General features: G+C 61.0%; 8 protein-coding genes and 2 pseudogenes. 4 read left to right on the top strand and 6 right to left on the bottom strand.

Translation table 11 applies throughout. The features are described from left to right. Positions 1-14: 14 nt before the first annotated feature. From mscK to J4D25_RS27295, 4 genes and pseudogenes are all read right to left on the bottom strand, one after another. Entirely contained in the window at positions 15-3,383 is a 3,369-nt protein-coding gene (gene mscK / locus J4D25_RS12600) for a mechanosensitive channel MscK (RefSeq protein WP_057712308.1), read from the bottom strand. Between the two features lie 34 nt (positions 3,384-3,417). Beyond that, complete coding sequence (locus J4D25_RS12595; RefSeq protein WP_057712307.1) at positions 3,418-5,160, bottom strand: potassium/proton antiporter; 1,743 nt, start codon at positions 5,158-5,160, stop codon at positions 3,418-3,420. 180 nt (positions 5,161-5,340) lie between these two features. After that, complete coding sequence (locus J4D25_RS27300; RefSeq protein WP_371318461.1) at positions 5,341-6,204, bottom strand: methyl-accepting chemotaxis protein; 864 nt, start codon at positions 6,202-6,204, stop codon at positions 5,341-5,343. Further along, a pseudogene (locus tag J4D25_RS27295) lies at positions 6,196-6,951 on the bottom strand (MCP four helix bundle domain-containing protein); the annotation flags it as partial. The pseudogene J4D25_RS27295 and the gene J4D25_RS27300, both read right to left, overlap by 9 nt. A 401-nt stretch (positions 6,952-7,352) precedes the next feature. Between J4D25_RS27295 and J4D25_RS12585 the strand changes: the two are divergent. From J4D25_RS12585 to J4D25_RS27285, 4 genes and pseudogenes are all read left to right on the top strand, one after another. Next, positions 7,353-7,583, top strand: a complete 231-nt coding sequence (locus J4D25_RS12585; protein ID WP_057712305.1) for a hypothetical protein — start codon at positions 7,353-7,355, stop codon at positions 7,581-7,583. Then, positions 7,580-7,882 (top strand): cell division protein ZapA, encoded by a 303-nt coding sequence (locus J4D25_RS12580; protein ID WP_057712304.1) that lies wholly within the window; start codon positions 7,580-7,582, stop codon positions 7,880-7,882. The genes J4D25_RS12585 and J4D25_RS12580 overlap by 4 nt, the downstream gene beginning before the upstream one ends. 100 nt (positions 7,883-7,982) lie before the next feature. After that, positions 7,983-9,056, top strand: a pseudogene (locus J4D25_RS27290) (cache domain-containing protein); the annotation flags it as partial. Positions 9,057-9,074: 18 nt separating this feature from the next. After that, positions 9,075-9,920, top strand: coding sequence for a methyl-accepting chemotaxis protein (locus J4D25_RS27285; protein WP_373423038.1), 846 nt, complete (start codon positions 9,075-9,077; stop codon positions 9,918-9,920). 142 nt (positions 9,921-10,062) lie between these two features. Here J4D25_RS27285 and J4D25_RS12570 read toward each other — a convergent pair whose 3' ends face one another. Together J4D25_RS12570 and putA are read right to left on the bottom strand one after the other, a co-directional pair. Next, positions 10,063-11,865, bottom strand: coding sequence for an acyl-CoA dehydrogenase (locus J4D25_RS12570; RefSeq protein WP_057712302.1), 1,803 nt, complete (start codon positions 11,863-11,865; stop codon positions 10,063-10,065). A 257-nt stretch (positions 11,866-12,122) separates the two neighbouring features. Next, positions 12,123-16,073, bottom strand: coding sequence for a trifunctional transcriptional regulator/proline dehydrogenase/L-glutamate gamma-semialdehyde dehydrogenase (gene putA, locus J4D25_RS12565; protein WP_057712301.1), 3,951 nt, complete (start codon positions 16,071-16,073; stop codon positions 12,123-12,125). Positions 16,074-16,459: the final 386 nt, after the last annotated feature.

The raw sequence follows: 16,459 nt of genomic DNA, 5'->3' as shown, positions 1-16,459 counted from the left end.
TGGGGAATGGCTGGTTAGTCGAGTTTGGCGGCCGGCGGTTGTTGCGACGACTTGCCGTCGACGATCGGCACGATGGTTTTCGCTTCCGGCTCGATCGGCACCATCTTGTATTCCTGGCCGTGCAGGTTCTTGAGGTAGACCTCCATCTGCCGGAACGAGATGTTGATGTGCTGCTTCTTGAACTCGCGGTTGATGAAGCGGTTGACCTCGTCGAGCACCGGGTTGCGGTCGCCGAGGTCGCGCACGTGCATGCGCAACTCGTGGTCGAGGGTGCTTTCGCCGAAATTCAGGAAGTACACGTGGGGCTCCGGGTCTTTCAGCACGCGCGGGTTTTCGCGCGCGGCCTTGAGCAACAGCTCTTTCACCAGGTCCAGGTCCGAGCCGTAGTCGACGCCGAGCTTGAGGGTCACCCGGGTGATGGTGTCGGTCAGCGACCAGTTGATCAGTTGCCCGGTAATGAACGTCTTGTTCGGGACGATGATGTCCTTGCGATCGAAGTCGGTGATGGTCGTGGCGCGGATGCGGATCTTGCTCACGGTGCCCGACAGGTTGCCGATGGTGATGGTGTCACCGATCCGCACCGGACGTTCGAACAGGATCATGATGCCGGAAATGAAGTTGGCGAAGATCTCCTGCATGCCGAAACCGAGGCCGACCGACAACGCTGCCACCAGCCATTGCAACTTGTCCCAGCTTACGCCGAGGGTCGATAGCGTCGAGACAAAACCGACGCCGGCGATCACGTAGGACAGCAACGTGGTGGTCGCGTAGGCGCTGCCCTGGGCAAGGTTGAGCTTCGACAGCACGAACACTTCGAGCAAGCCCGGCAGGTTGCGCGCCAGGGCGAAGGTGATGCCGATGATGATCAGTGCGCCGAGCATGTCGCCGATGCTGATCGGCACCATGCTCATGTTGGCGCCGGTACCGCTGGTGTATTCGTAGAGGGTGACGTTGTCCAGATACGAGAACACCGTGATCAGGTCGGCCCAGACCCAATACAGTGCCGCCATGAAGCCGCCGAGCAGCGCCAGGCGGATCAGGCGCAGGGACTGTTCGTTGACCTTCTCGATGTCCATCGTCGGTTCTTCGATCACGGCTTCACCATCGCCGGCCTCTTTGGCGGCCAGCCGTTTGGCCAAGGCGCGCTGGTAGGCCAGGCGCCGGGCCGCCACACTGAGGCCGCGCACAAAGGTGGCTTCGATCACCAGCCAGAACATCAGCAGGTACAGGGTGTTGATCAAGCGGTCGCTGAGTTTCAGCGCGGTGTAGTAGTAGCCGAAACACACCGCCACGAACAACGCGATGGGCAGGGCGGTGAACAGGATCCCCACCAGTTTGCGGAACAGCGAAGCGTTTTCGTGGGTCGGGCTGCTGATGAGCAGGCGGCTGAGCAGCAAGGTCATCAAGGCGTAGCAGATCAGCACCACCGGCATGCCGAGCACGTCATCGGCCAGTGCCGCCGGTTGCAGTTCGGCAACGGCGACTACGGTCACCAGTGCCATGACCACGATGCCGAGGCGGCGGATCCATCTGCGCAGGAATTCCACCTGGGGCTTTTCCCAGCGGAAATGCAGTTCTGCCACGCCACCCGGCGCGAGGATCCGGTAGGCGGTGTAGAACACCAGCCAGGCCCCGGCCATTTGCAGCAGCGCCGCGCCCATATTGGCGTTCTGCCCACGGGCGTCGATTTGCAGGGCCAGCCCGCACAATGCGAGGCCCAGTGAAACCGGCATCGCCAGGAGAATGTTGATCAGAATTGCCTGCGGCGTATGCCACTGGCTATCGCGTTTGAAGTGACCGATGTCCTGGTGAACCTTGTTCAGTCGCGCGTATAGACTCTTGCGCCGCCACAGCAGTGCGCCGATCAGCAAGGCCAGTGGCAGGAACAGCAGCGGGCGCTGGGTCAGGCCGTCGGTCAGTTCGCTCAGGCTTGAAAGTACCGGCAGCGTATCGACTTGCCGCTGGAGGCGATCCGGCACACTGTGAATCCACTCCAGGTCCAGCGGCTTGTTGCTGGGAATCCAGAACATCTGTTCATCGAGGGTCGCCCGCAGGCTTTGCGCGGTGCTGAGCAATTGCTTCTGGTTCAGTTGCAGGGTGATGGATTCATTGAGCACCGCGCTCAGTTCGCGGTTCAGTCGCTCCAGCAGGTCGGCGCGGGTGGTGGCCAGTTCCATCAGGCTTTTGCGCAACTGCGCCGTGACTTGCTCGGGGGGTTGGGTCGACAGCAGGTTTTCGACGTAGGTGGTCGGATTGCTCAGCAATTCCCGTTGCTGGCTGACTTCGAACTGATACAGGCGAATGTCGGCGATCTGATCGGCCAGGTTGCGGTCGAGCCGCAGGCGCGGCAGCGCCTGTTTCTGTTTGTAGAGAATCTTCGAGAGCAGCAGGCTGCCTTTGAGCACGTTGATTTGCTCGTCCAGGGCCGCATCGCTCTGGGTCAGGCTGTCCAGCTGCTGCTTGGTCTGCAGGTTCTGCTGGGTGACTTCGTTGAGGCGGTCGGTGCTCTTGAGCAGGTAGTCCGAGAGCTTCAGGTTGGCCGCGCTTTCGGTGGCCAAAAGGCTGCTGCCGCCGGCCTTCTGCGCTTCGATGGATTGCTGGGTGACCGTTTCCTGGGACAGCGCCAGACGCTTCTGGTTGATCAGGGTTTGCAGTTCCTGGATTTCCTTATCCAGGCGGTCGGATCGCTCCGACAACAGGTCATGCTGGCTGTTGCCGAGGTCTTGCAATTGGGTATTGCCGGCCAGTTCCTGGCGCCGCAGCGGGATCAGGGCGTTCAGCGCCGCCAACTCGGCATTGAGCTGGTCGCGCTGCTCGGCGCTCAGGGTCTTGCCAGCGTCCTTGCCGTTCTTGAGGGTGGTATTTATCTGCTGAATGCGCGTCTGGCTGCTGGATATCTCCGCCTGGGCGCGCTCGGGGCGGGTCTGGGCGGTGATGATCAGGCTGTTGGCATCGGCCAGGGCCTTTTGCAGGTCGCTTTGCTGGGTGGAGCGCTCGGTGAGCAATTGTTCAAGCTGCTGGATCGGTTCCTTGGCGAAACGCTGCGCCACCGGCACCACGGCACTGGCCTTGAGGCGGGTCAGTTCACGCTGGTTCTCGATGGTCTGTTTGGGCGCATTGCTCAATTGCTGCTTGAGCGCGACCAGCTTCTGCTCGTAGTCACGCTTGTTGTTGAGCTGGCTCAGCGTACCTTGCAGGACCGATTGCAGGGCCTTCAGATCGGCTTCCGGCAGTTTGCGGTCGGCGATCTTGTCCAGGCTCGCTTGCACGGCTTCGCTGGAAGGCGGTTCGGCCGCTTGCGCCGCTTGCGATAAACCAAGGGTGCTGACAGAGAGACTCAAGCCCAGCAGGGCGACGGCGAAAATGGAGCGCAGATTAGGCATAAAGACCGGTCAAGCAAGTGATAGTGGAAGCAGTTTAGAGGAAGAGTCCGGGACCCGGGCGACTTCCTTCGGGGAATCTGACGCCCACTTTACCGATCTTGTTCCCGTCCATGACGGCCACGGTCCAAATGGTGTTGTTCCATTCCACCTGGTCACCCACCACCGGCGCGCCGCCAACCTTCTGGGCAATGAAGTGGCCCAGGGACATGTCCGGATCGATGCCTTCGACCTTCAGGCCATAGAGGGCCGCAACCGCGGCCAGCTGGGCGTCTCCTTCGAGTACGAAGTCGCCGAAGAAGCGCAGATCGAGGCCCCGTTGTGGCGCCTGGCTGAAGAGTTTTCCGAGGGCCGGCAGGTTGTGTTCATGGCCGATAACACACAACAAATCATCGACTTCCAGCACTGTACTACCCGACGGATGGAGCAATTGTTGGCCACGAAACAGGGCGGCGATACGGGTGCCTTCGGGCATATTCAGCTCGCGAAGGGGCGAACCGATGCACCATTTTTCCGCGCCCAGGCGATAGACGAACAGTTCCCACTCGCTGGTGACGTGCACTTCCAGGGCCGAGCGGGAGATGGGTGCAGGCTCCGGGGGCACCGTCACCTTCAGCAGCTTGGCGACCCACGGCAGGCTCGTACCCTGAACCAGCAGCGACACCAGCACGATAAAGAACGCGAGGTTGAAGTAGAGCTGAGCGTTGGGCAGGCCGGCCATCAGCGGGAACACCGCGAGAATGATCGGAACCGCGCCGCGCAAGCCGACCCAGGAGATGAATGCCTTCTCGCGACCATGGAACGCCTTGAACGGCAGCAGGCCAACTATCACCGACAGTGGCCGGGCAAACAGAATCATCCACAGCGCCAGGGCCAGTGCCGGCAAGGCGATAGGCAGCAGGTCGTGGGGCGTCACCAGCAGCCCCAGCACCAGGAACATGCCGATCTGCGCCAGCCAGGCCATGCCGTCGAGCATGTGCAGGATGCCGTGGCGGCTGCGCACCGGACGGTTGCCGATCACCAGGCCGCAGATGTATACCGCCAGGAAGCCACTGCCGTGCAGGGCGTTGGTCAGCGCAAACACCACCAGGCCGCCGGCAATCACCAGGATCGGATACAGGCCGGTGGCCAGGTTGATGCGATTGACCAGTTGCAGCATGAGCCAGCCACCGCCCAGGCCGATGACTCCGCCGATGCCGAATTCGCGCAGCAAGTGGGTCAGCAGGCTCCAGTGCAGGCCGGTCTGGCCGCTGGCAAGCATGTCGATCAGGGTGACGGTGAGAAACACTGCCATCGGGTCGTTGCTGCCGGATTCGATCTCGAGGCTGGCGGTTACCCGTTCGTTCAGGCCCTTGCCGCCAAGCAGCGAGAACACTGCGGCGGCGTCGGTAGAACCGACGATGGCGCCGATCAGCAGGCCTTGAATCAGGTTCAAGTCGAACAGCCACGCGGCCGCCATGCCGGTCAGCCCGGTGGTAATCAACACCCCGACCGTCGCCAGCGACAGCGCCGGCCATAACGCCACGCGGAAACTCGACACCCGGGTGCGCAGGCCGCCGTCGAGCAGGATCACCGCCAACGCGAGGTTGCCCACCAGATAAGCCGTGGGGTAGTTATCAAAAAGAATGCCGGCGCCATCGACACCGGCCGCCATGCCGACGGCCAGGATGATCACCAGAATCGGGATGCCGAGACGGGACGAAAGTGAGCTCACCAGAATGCTCGCACCTACCAGCAACGCGCCGATCAAGAACAGGCTGTTGATGGTCGTCGCATTCAAAGGCAGTACTCCAGAAAGCTGAAAGGCGGGCGCAAACTGACCATGCAGTCTGCGTGCCAGCGATTCTAACCTGTTGAAATGTGATGCTGTCAAAAAGCTTTTTGCAGGCGATTCTTCACGCCGGGTGAAATCATTGTGGCGAGGGGGCTTGCCCCCTCGCCACAGAGTCAGCGGTGCTCGTTAAAGGCTAAACCGCCCAACCAGGGTGTTCAGGTCCACCGCCAGGCGCGACAGTTCATTGCTCGCCGCACTCGTCTGATTCGCCCCGGTGGCCGACTGCACCGACAGGTCACGGATGTTAACCAGGTTGCGATCCACCTCACGGGCCACCTGTGCCTGTTCTTCAGCGGCGCTGGCGATCACCAGGTTGCGCTCGTTGATTTCGACGATGGCGCTGTTGATGGTGTCCAGCGACATCCCGGCGCCGCGGGCGATGTTCAGGGTCGATTCGGCGCGTTCGGTGCTGTTGCGCATCGAATCCACCGCGTGCTCGGTGCCGCTCTGGATGCTGCCGATCATGCGTTCGATCTCGCTGGTCGACTGCTGGGTGCGGTGAGCCAGGGCACGTACCTCGTCGGCCACCACCGCAAAACCACGACCGGCCTCACCGGCGCGCGCGGCCTCGATGGCGGCGTTCAAGGCCAGCAGGTTGGTCTGGTCGGCCAGGCCACGGATCACATCCAGTACCTTGCCGATGTCACGGGACTCGTTGGCCAGGTCGCCGATCAGGGTCGCGGTGCTCTGCACGTCGGCGCTCATGCGTTCGATGGCGCTGACGGTTTCCTGCACCAGGTCGCGGCCGTCACCGGCAGATGTGGTGGCGTTCTTCGAGGCCTCGGATGTGCTGACCGCGTTACGCGCGACTTCTTCCACGGCGCTGGTCATTTCGTTGACTGCGGTGGCAGCCTGTTCGATTTCGTTGTTCTGCCGGGTCAGGCCACGGGCGCTTTCGTCGGTGACGCTGTTGAGTTCTTCGGCAGCGGATGCAAGTTGCGTGGCCGAGCCGGAAATGCGCTGCAGTGTGTCGCGCAGTTTTTCCTGCATCTTCGACATGGCCAGCAGCAAACGGCCGGCTTCATCCTGGCCGTCAACGGTGATCGGGCGCGTCAGGTTGCCTTCGGCAATCTGTTCGGCGGCGCCCAGGGCATTGGCGATCGGTTGGGTGATGCTGTTGGTCAGCAACCAGGCGAGCAGCAGCGTCAAGGCGGTGGCGATCACCAACAGGGTGATTACCAGGTTGAACGCCGAATCGTATTGATCCGCCGACTGCTGGTTGGTGTCGTGGCTCTGCTGGGTGTTGATCTCCAGCAGTTTGTTTAACACCGCGTTGACCGCTTCGGAGTTGTTGAGCAAATCGGTGTTGAGCAGGCTGCGCAATTCATCGACCTGATTGTTGCGCGACAGGGTCTTCATCCGGTCTTCGATCTGGCGGTATTGACCCAGCAGCTGTACGTATTGATCGTAGGTCGCACGTTCCTGCGGGCTGGCGATCAGCTTTTCGTAGGTTGCCTGGGCGGTGCGAATCTGCTGGTTGCGCGTCTCCAGCAGTTCCATGGTTTTCTGCTGCACATCAGGCTCGCGGTTCACCAGCAAGCGATAGGACAGCACGCGCAGGCGCAAGGTGAGTTGGGTGAAGTCGTCCAGGCTCTTGATGCTCGGCACACTGTTGTTGGTGATGTTCTCGGCCGCGCCACGGATCTTGCTCATCTGATTCAAGGCAAACACCCCCAGAACCATCATCAAGCCGCCAATCAGGGCAAAGCTGAGGAACGCCCGAGGGGCGATATTCATATTACGAAGGGACATGGCAATCACCGAAAAGAGCGCATCCGTGCGGGGCTGAGGCTGCTGTATGGATGGCTTATCGGTCGCCGGACTGAAGTCTTGAGTCCTTGCGCGTTTTTACTGCGACCGGGTGGTTACCTTGTAGGAGCGAGCCCGCTCGCGAAAAACGCATGGGCAACGCAATCATTCAGACAGGGCGCGATATTGTTCACATCCATCGCGAACAAGCTCGCTCCTACATAGGCGGGCGACGAAGTGCAGGAACCAGATCGGGCTATCACAGTCTCTACAGTTCGCGAGAAAGGTCACTCGTCAGCAAAATCAAGGCTTTGCGCCTGTATAACCCTGGCATCCAGGGTGACTTTTCTTTATCGTACGCGCCCTTTGAAAAAGCCCGGAAAATCAAAATGTTGGAAGCATCCCTAAGCCAATTGGAACAACTGGTCAGTGACCTGGTGCAACAGAACCAGACGTTGCTCGGCACCAACCAGACCCTGACCACAGAACTGGCCCAGGCCAAGGATGAAAACGAAAGCCTGCAACTGAGCCTGATGGAGCAGGAAGAGAAGCAAGGCGCCACGGCGGCTCGCATCCAGGCCCTGGTTGAGCGCGTCAGCGCAGGCCCTGTCAGCGCATGAGTTACAACGCCGCAGGGGTAAAAGTCGTCTCGATCCTGGGGGAGGACTATTCGATCAAGGCACCGGCCGGGGAAGAACAGACCCTGCTGGACGCCGCGATGATGTTGAAGGCAGCCCTGGCCGAAACCAAGAGGAAGTACCCGACGCTGATCGGTGACCGATTGCTGGTGCTGGCGGCGATGAATCTGTGCTCCCAGCAGATCGAAATGCAGAAGCAGCACAAGCTCGACCTTGACCGTTACCAAGAGCAAGTCAGCGCCACGGTTGAAGTGATTTCCAAGACGATCAATCAGGCCTGATCGGCTTTGCGCACAACCAAAGAATAAATTGTCGATTGGCTTGTATACAATCGGCACGGCTGTTGCAGTGTTTCAGCCTCTTATTCTTTGGGGGTGCTCCATGCAGTTCTGGCGACGCAGTATTCAATGGCAGTTGATCCTGAGCATGGGCACCGCCCTGCTGGTCAGTATCCTGATCGTGGTTGGCATTTATACCCTGGTGGTCAACCGCCTCGCCCAGAGCTATCTGGTCGAGCAAGCCTTGCCGTCGAGCATCGAAGCGATGCGCAACGACATCGAGCGGATTCTCGTCCAACCCCTTACCGCCGCCAAGGACATCGCCAGCAACAGCATGGTGCGCGACTGGCTGGCCGGGGGTGAGGACAGCGCCAAGACCGCCAGCTTCGCGCAGTATCTGGAAGGCATTCGTGCCGAGCACAAAGCCTTTACCGCGCTGATCATCGGCACCGCGTCCAGCCATTACATTACCGAAAAAGGCCTGGACCGCACCCTCAGTCGTTCCAATCCCAAAGACGCCTGGTTCTACTCGTTCCTCGACAGCAACCAGCCGCGCACCCTCAATATCGACAACGACACGGCCACCGGAGAATTGGCGCTGTTCATCGACCTCAAAGTCGAGCAGGCCGGTAAAGTCGTGGGCGTTGCCGGGCTTGGCCTGAGCATGAAAGAGCTGTCGGAGCTGATCCACAACTTCAGCTTCGGTGAGCGCGGCAAGGTCTATCTCGTGCGTTCCGACGGTTTGATCCAGGTTCATCCCGAGGCGCAATTCAGCGGCAAGCGCACCTTGGCCGAACAGATTGGCGAGTCAGCCGCGCAAGCGGTCATGGGTCAAAAAACTGCCACCAACAGCAGCTTCCAGCGTGATGGCGAAGACTTTCTCGCGTTGAGTCTGCCTTTGCGCGATCTCGGCTGGACGCTGGTGGCCGAAGTGCCGCAATCGCAGATCTACGCCGAAGCCCGGCGCGCCATGTGGATGAGCAGCGGTATCGGCCTGGCGGTGGCGATTGTGTGTCTGTTGCTGGTGGTGGTGCTGGCCCGTGGGCTGGTACGCCCGATTCGTCAGGTAACAGCGGCATTGGTTGCCATTGGTAGCGGTGGTGGAGATTTGACCCAGCGGTTAGATTCCAGTCGCGCCGATGAGCTGGGCGATCTGGCGCGTGGCTTCAATCGGTTCCTCGACAGTCAGCGCGACATGATCGGCGAGGTGCTGACCACCAGCGAGCGACTGCGCACCGCTGTCGGTCAGGTTGCGCGGGTGGTGGATAACACCGCTGAGCGCTCCGGCCGCCAACAGGAAATGACCGACATGGTGGCAACCGCTGTCCATGAAATGGGCCTGACCGTTCAGGAAATCGCCCATAACGCCGGTAATGCGGCGCTCGCATCACAAACGGCTCGGGATGAGGCAATGCAGGCACGGGAAGTGGTGGGTGGCTCGATCCGCCATATCGAAAGCATGTCTGACGAAATCGGCGTCGCGGCCACAGCGGTGGGTGAACTGGCCCATCAAGTGGCGTCGATCGACCAGGTGCTGGCGGTGATTCGGGGGATTTCCGAGCAGACCAACCTGCTGGCGCTCAACGCCGCTATCGAAGCTGCGCGAGCCGGGGACATGGGGCGCGGGTTTGCCGTGGTGGCCGATGAAGTGCGGACTTTGGCGCGGCGTACGCAGGCATCTACCGATGAAATCCAGCAGATGATCGGCAGCCTCAAGCAGGGTGCGGAGAATGCGGTGTCGTCGATGCATTCCGGGCAAGCCGCGACCGGCACGGGTGTCGAGTCCAGCCAGCGTACCGGGGCGTCGTTGACCGCGATTACCGGGCAAGTGGAACGCATCAGCGACATGAACCATCAGGTGGCGACGGCGACGGAAGAGCAATCGGCGGTGACCGATGAGATCAACCGGAACGTTCAGGGCATCTCCGACCTGGCGCGGGCGACGGCGGGGGAGGTCAGGGCTTGTCGGGATGATTGCCAGACGTTGCAGCGGTTGGCGGATGATTTGGCGCGGCAGATGGGGGGGTTCAAGCTGAGTTGATGTATTGATAGTACTGACGCCATCGCGAGCAAGCTCGCTCCCACAGGGTTTGTGTGTTGAACACAAGATTTGTGGCCAACAGGGATTCCTGTGGGAGCGAGCTTGCTCGCGATTGGTTTTCAGCTACACCACAAAGGTTGGATCAGAACCACTCATTCTGCATGCCCAGGCACACATCATCCCGAGCCTCAAGAATTGCCAGCTCATGATGGCAACCCGGCACTTCCCACGTCAGGAAGTAGCGCGCCGCCTGCAGCTTGCCTTTATAGAAGCTGACATCCGCCGCATTCCCCTTCACCAGGCCTTCTTCTGCGCGGATCGCCTGTTCCAGCCAGCGCCAGCCGATCACCGTGTGACCAAACACTTTCAGGTACAGCGCCGAGTTCGCCAGGCTGCTGTTGACCTTGCCTTGGGCCAGATCAGTCAGGAGGCCGATGGTCACGGTTTGCAGGCGTGCCACCAGTTTTTCCAGCGGCTCGCGCAGCGGCGTCAATGAATCAAACGCCTGTGCTCGCTCGCCAGTGTCGGCGATCAGGCGGATCAGTTGCTTGAGCCCCGCGCCGCCGTTCTGCGCCAGTTTGCGGCCCAAAAGGTCCAGCGACTGAATACCGTGGGTGCCTTCGTGGATCGGGTTCAGGCGGTTGTCGCGGTAGTACTGCTCCACCGGGTACTCACGGGTATAACCGTGGCCGCCGAGGATCTGGATCGCCAGTTCGTTGGCCTTCAGGCAGAACTCCGATGGCCAGGATTTGACGATCGGTGTCAGTAAATCCAGCAGTTCATGGGCCTGTTTGCGTTCGGCTTCGGTCGCAAGCGTGGTGGTGTCATCGAACAGTCGCGCCGCATAGAGACCCAAGTCAAACGAGCCTTCGACGTAAGCCTTTTGCGTCAACAGCATGCGTTTCACGTCGGCATGCTGAATGATCGCCACCGGTGCAGTGTTCGGGTCCTTGCTGTCTGGCACGCGGCCCTGCGGACGCTCGCGGGCGTATTCCAGCGAGTACAGATAGCCGGCGTAACCAAGCATCACCGCGCCCATGCCGACGCCGATCCGGGCCTCGTTCATCATCTGGAACATGTAACTCAAGCCATGGTGCGGCTTGCCCACCAGATAGCCGACACACTCGCCGTTATCGCCGAAATTCAGTGCGGTGGAGGTGGTGCCGCGCCAGCCCATCTTGTGGAACAACCCGGCCAGCAGCACGTCATTGCGCTTGCCCAGGCTGCCATCATCGTTAACCAGGAACTTGGGCACGATAAACAGCGAAATGCCCTTCACCCCGGCCGGTGCGTCCGGCAGCTTGGCCAGCACCATGTGCACGATGTTTTCCGACAGCGGATGATCGCCGCCAGAGATGAAAATCTTGTTGCCCTTGAGGCGATAGGTGCCGTCGGACGCAGGTTCTGCGCGTGTACGAATATCCGACAGCGACGAACCCGCGTGGGGTTCGGTCAGGGCCATGGTGCCGAAGAAACGGCCATCGATCATCGGTTGCAGGAAGCGGCGCTTCTGCTCTTCAGTGCCGAAGCTCTCGATCAGGTTCGCCGCGCCCATGGTCAGGAACGGATAGGACGTCGAAGCAGCATTGGCCGATTGAAAGTGCGCGAAGCAGGCCTGGGACAGCAGCGTAGGAAGCTGCATGCCGCCAGCGTCGAAACTGCGCGCGGCGTTGAGGAAGCCGGCTTCGAGGAAGGCGTCTACCGCCAGTTTCACTTCCGGAATCAGAATCGCCTGACCGTTCTCGTAGCGCGGCTCGTTCTCGTCGCCCTTGCGGTTGTGCGGGGCGAAGAACTTCTCGGCGATGTTGCGGGCGGTGCCAATGGCGGCATCGAAGGTTTCGCGGTTGTGCTCGGCGAAACGCTCACGCTGGGTCAGGCCCTCGGCATCAAGGACTTCATACAGCTCGAAAGCCAGATTACGGGAACTGAGCAACGTCTCGGACATGGCGGCCTACCTTTTGTTGGAGTGGACCGAGTCTAGGCTTGTGAATTTATGCTGAATAGCATGATTGATGAGCGTGATGGTGGGGCAGAGCAGAGCCTTAGCAGGCACTACAAAACAACTGTGGGAGCGAGCTTGCTCGCGATGGCGGCAGATCAGTCAATATGGAAGGTGACTGATGGATCGCTATCGCGAGCAAGCTCGCTCCCACAGGGGGATTGCATACCGGGCGGCCAATGCGGCAGCCCGGCTTATCGGTTTTAGCCGATGGTCATCAAACTGGCATTACCACCCGCCGCAGCGGTGTTGACGCTCAATGCACGCTCAATCACCAGGCGCTCCAGCGCAATGTTGGTTTCGCCCTGCGACAGGCCCTGCACACCGACGATGGCGCCGGCACGCTTGGCAATCTGCTGGCACACCGCACGCAACTGGTCGGAATGGCCGTGATGCAGAACCGCATCAAACACCACTTCGTCCTTGTTCCAGTCGGAAACCAGCTTGATGCGCGCCTGAATGTCCTTCGGCAGGCGTGCGAACAAGGCTTTGGTCATGTCAGCTTCCGGCCATACCGCCGAACCGCCGACAGCCAATACCGCCGCCAGTTGCGTCAGCAGGTCGCCTTCGACTTCCGCCAGGCACAGCACGTGTTCCCGTGGCAGGATCGCATAGCTGTTGCGTTCGCCGGTCGGGCCGGCCAGGAGGCGGGTGATACCGCTTTGCGATTGCGCGGCGAACTGCACGCACAGGGTGCTCAGGTCGGCGAACTTGTGGTTGTCGGCCCAGGCTTTCAAGGCGGTCAGCGGCTTGCTCATGGCATCGCGCAGACGAACGTCCGGTGCCGCGGCAGCATCGCCACGAGCGAAGGATTGTTCGATCGCATCCGCAGGGCGGGTCGACAGCAGGCGGTACAGGTACAGCGGGCCGCCGGCTTTCGGGCCGGTACCCGACAGGCCTTCGCCGCCGAATGGCTGCACGCCTACTACTGCGCCAACAATGTTGCGGTTGACGTAGACGTTACCGGCGTTGACGTTGTCGATCACCTTGGCAATGGTCTCGTCGATGCGGGTGTGCACGCCCAGGGTCAGGCCGTAGCCGGAAGCGTTGATCTGACCGATCAGTTGATCGATGTCCTTGCGCTTGTAGCGAACCACGTGCAGCACCGGGCCGAAGATCTCCCGCTGCAGTTCGTCGAAGCTTTCCAGTTCGATCAGTGTCGGTATCACGAAGGTGCCGCGTTTGACTTCTTCGGCGTCGGCGATGGCCACCTGGTACACGCTGCGACCTTTGTCGCGCATGGCCTGGATGTGCTTCTCGATGCCAGCCTTGGCTTCGGCGTCGATCACCGGGCCGATGTCCACGGACAGACGCTCAGGGTTGCCGAGACGGCTTTCAGCCATCGCGCCCTTGAGCATTTCGATGACGCGGTCGGCGGAATCTTCCTGCAAGCACAGTACACGCAGAGCCGAGCAGCGCTGGCCGGCGCTGTCGAACGCCGAGGACACCACGTCGATCACAACCTGTTCGGTCAGTGCCGAGGAGTCGACGATCATCGCGTTCTGGCCACCGGTTTCGGCGATCAGCGGAATCGGACGACCCTGGCTGTCCAGGCGGCCGGCGATGTTGCGTTGCAGCAAGCGCGCGACTTCGGTGGAGCCGGTGAACATCACGCCTTTGACGCGATCGTCGCCGACCAGGCCGGCACCGACGGTTTCGCCACGGCCCGGCAGCAGTTGCAGCACGCCTTCCGGGATGCCGGCTTCGAGCATCAGGCGCACGGCCTGAGCGGCGACCAGCGGCGTTTGTTCCGCAGGCTTGGCCAGTACCGGGTTACCGGCGGCCAATGCAGCAGCCACCTGACCACTGAAGATCGCCAGCGGGAAGTTCCACGGGCTGATGCATACGACTGGGCCCAACGGACGGTGAGCGTCATTGGTGAAATCGTTGCGTGCCTGCACCGCGTAATAACGCAGGAAATCCACGGCTTCACGCACTTCGGCGATGGCGTTGGCGAAGGTCTTGCCGGCTTCGCGGGCCAGCAGGCCCATCAGCGGCTGGATTTCGGCTTCCATCAGATCGGCGGCACGTTCCAGGATCGCGGCGCGCTCGGCGGGCGGCGTGGCCTGCCAGATCGGTGCAGCGTTGAGGGCGCACTGGATCGCGTTGTCGACGTCTTCGACGGTCGCTTCCTGCACATGACCGACCACGTCACGCAGATCGGACGGGTTCAAGACCGGTGCCGGGGCTTCGCTGCTGGAAGCGCAACCGAGCATCGGCGCCGCTTTCCAGTGGTTGTGTGCGGTTGCGAGAAGCGCGCAGGACAGGGATGCCAAACGATGTTCGTTGGCCATGTCGATGCCGCTGGAGTTGGCGCGCTCGGAACCATACAGGTCACGCGGCAGCGGAATGCGCGGGTGCGGCAGGCCGAAACCACCTTCCACGGTCGCCATTTGCTCGATGCTGGCTACCGGATCGGCCACCAGTTCCTGGATCGAAATCGACTGGTCGGCAATACGGTTGACGAACGAAGTGTTCGCGCCGTTTTCCAGCAGGCGACGCACCAGGTAGGCCAGCAGGGTTTCGTGGGTGCCGACTGGAGCGTACACGCGGCACGGACGGTTCAGCTTGCCTTCGGAAACTTTGCCTACAACCTGTTCGTACAGCGGTTCACCCATGCCGTGCAGGCACTGGAACTCGTACTGGCCCGGGTAATAGTTCTGACCGGCGATGTGATAAATGGCCGACAGGGTGTGGGCGTTGTGCGTGGCGAACTGCGGGTAGATGACTTCCGGTACCGACAGCAGCTTGCGGGCGCAAGCGATGTAGGACACGTCGGTGTACACCTTGCGGGTGTAGACCGGGTAGCCTTCCAGGCCTTCGACCTGGGCGCGTTTGATTTCGCTGTCCCAGTACGCGCCTTTTACCAGGCGGATCATCAGGCGATGACGGCTGCGGCGAGCCAGGTCGATCACGTAGTCGATCACGTACGGGCAACGCTTCTGGTAAGCCTGGATCACGAAACCAATGCCGTTCCAGCCAGTCAGTTGCGGCTCGAAGCACAGGCGCTCGAGCAGATCCAGTGACAGCTCCAGGCGATCGGCCTCTTCGGCGTCGATGTTCAGGCCGATGTCATATTGCTTGGCCAGCAGGGTCAGCGACAGCAGGCGCGGGTACAGCTCGTCCATCACGCGCTCGTACTGGGCGCGGCTGTAACGCGGGTGCAGGGCGGACAGCTTGATCGAGATGCCCGGGCCTTCATAAATCCCGCGACCGTGGGAGGCTTTGCCGATCGAGTGGATGGCTTGTTCGTACGAGGCCAGGTACTTCTGCGCGTCGTGCTCGGTGAGTGCGGCTTCACCCAGCATGTCGTAGGAATAACGGAAACCTTTGGTTTCGAACTTGCTGGCGTTGGCCAGGGCTTCGGCGATGGTCTCGCCGGTCACGAACTGCTCGCCCATCAGGCGCATGGCCATGTCGACGCCTTTGCGGATCATCGGCTCGCCGCTCTTGCCGATAATGCGGCTCAGGGACGACGTCAAACCAGCCTCGTTGTGGGTCGACACCAGTTTGCCGGTCAGCAGCAGGCCCCAGGTGGCGGCGTTGACGAACAGCGACGGGCTGTTGCCCAGGTGCGGCTGCCAGTTGCCGGTGCTGATCTTGTCGCGGATCAGGGCGTCGCGGGTGCCTTTGTCCGGGATGCGCAGCAGCGCTTCGGCCAGGCACATCAGCGCCACACCTTCCTGGGACGACAGGGAGAACTCCTGCAACAGGCCCTGGACGATGCCGGCACGGCCGCCAGCGCTCTTCTGGTTGCGCAGTTTTTCAGCAATCGAGGCGGCGAGTTTGTTGGTGGCTTCGGCCATCGGTGCCGGCAGGCGAGCCTGCTCGATCAGCATCGGCACGACTTCCGGCTCAGGGCGACGGTAGGCGGCGGTGATCGAGGCGCGCAGTACCGATTGCGGCAGGATGCTTTCGGCGAATTCGAGGAAACACTGGTGGGCGTGATCCAGAGGCGCGTCGACGGAGTCGTCGGAATCCTTGGTCGAACCGTTCAGCTCGGACAGGGTTGCACCACCCTCGAGTTTTTCCAGGTAATTGAAGATTGCCTGCTTGATCAGCCAGTGCGGCGTGCGATCAATCGAGGTCGCGGCGGCCTTGAGGCGTTCGCGGGTCGGGTCGTCAAGTTTGACCCCAAGGGTGGTGGTAGCCATGTTTTTATCCTCATGTTTGCCACGACTGCGTGGCATCAGCTGGCGGCAAGATTAGCCGTGCGACTGTTGAGGTGCAACCGGGTGCAACCCTTTTTTTGTCGGAATATTACGCAGCTCGTCAGGAAATAAATTCTGGTACGGCGGTGCTGCCTTTGCTTGGTGCTTTTTAGGGTGGTTGGCCCGAGTTCTTGCTCCGAAAAGGAGCAAAAAACCGGGTTTGAAATTTATTTCCGACTGGGTGCAACTTATTCTCAAGAAACTGGTTGCACCTTATTTGCTTTGTTGAATAGCATTCGCGCCCAAGGTGCAACCCGGTCGAAACCCGGGTGCTCCGGCTGATGGCTTTCCTGGGGAAACATCAGTCATAAATGCGCGGGAACCCGGAT

This window comes from Pseudomonas sp. GW456-L13 (genome assembly GCF_017350115.1).
GTDB lineage: Bacteria > Pseudomonadota > Gammaproteobacteria > Pseudomonadales > Pseudomonadaceae > Aquipseudomonas > Aquipseudomonas jessenii.
This window is presented reverse-complemented; position numbering and strand designations above follow the sequence as displayed.

What these genes read in the sequence shown, in the direction of transcription:
- putA (WP_057712301.1), bottom strand. Translation starts at nt 16,073, where the DNA reads ATGGCTACCACCACCCTTGGGGTCAAACTTGACGACCCGACCCGCGAA.
- J4D25_RS12585 (WP_057712305.1), top strand. Translation starts at nt 7,353, where the DNA reads ATGTTGGAAGCATCCCTAAGCCAATTGGAACAACTGGTCAGTGACCTG.
- J4D25_RS12580 (WP_057712304.1), top strand. Translation starts at nt 7,580, where the DNA reads ATGAGTTACAACGCCGCAGGGGTAAAAGTCGTCTCGATCCTGGGGGAG.
- J4D25_RS27285 (WP_373423038.1), top strand. Translation starts at nt 9,075, where the DNA reads ATGATCGGCGAGGTGCTGACCACCAGCGAGCGACTGCGCACCGCTGTC.
- J4D25_RS27300 (WP_371318461.1), bottom strand. Translation starts at nt 6,204, where the DNA reads ATGCAGGAAAAACTGCGCGACACACTGCAGCGCATTTCCGGCTCGGCC.
- mscK (WP_057712308.1), bottom strand. Translation starts at nt 3,383, where the DNA reads ATGCCTAATCTGCGCTCCATTTTCGCCGTCGCCCTGCTGGGCTTGAGT.
- J4D25_RS12570 (WP_057712302.1), bottom strand. Translation starts at nt 11,865, where the DNA reads ATGTCCGAGACGTTGCTCAGTTCCCGTAATCTGGCTTTCGAGCTGTAT.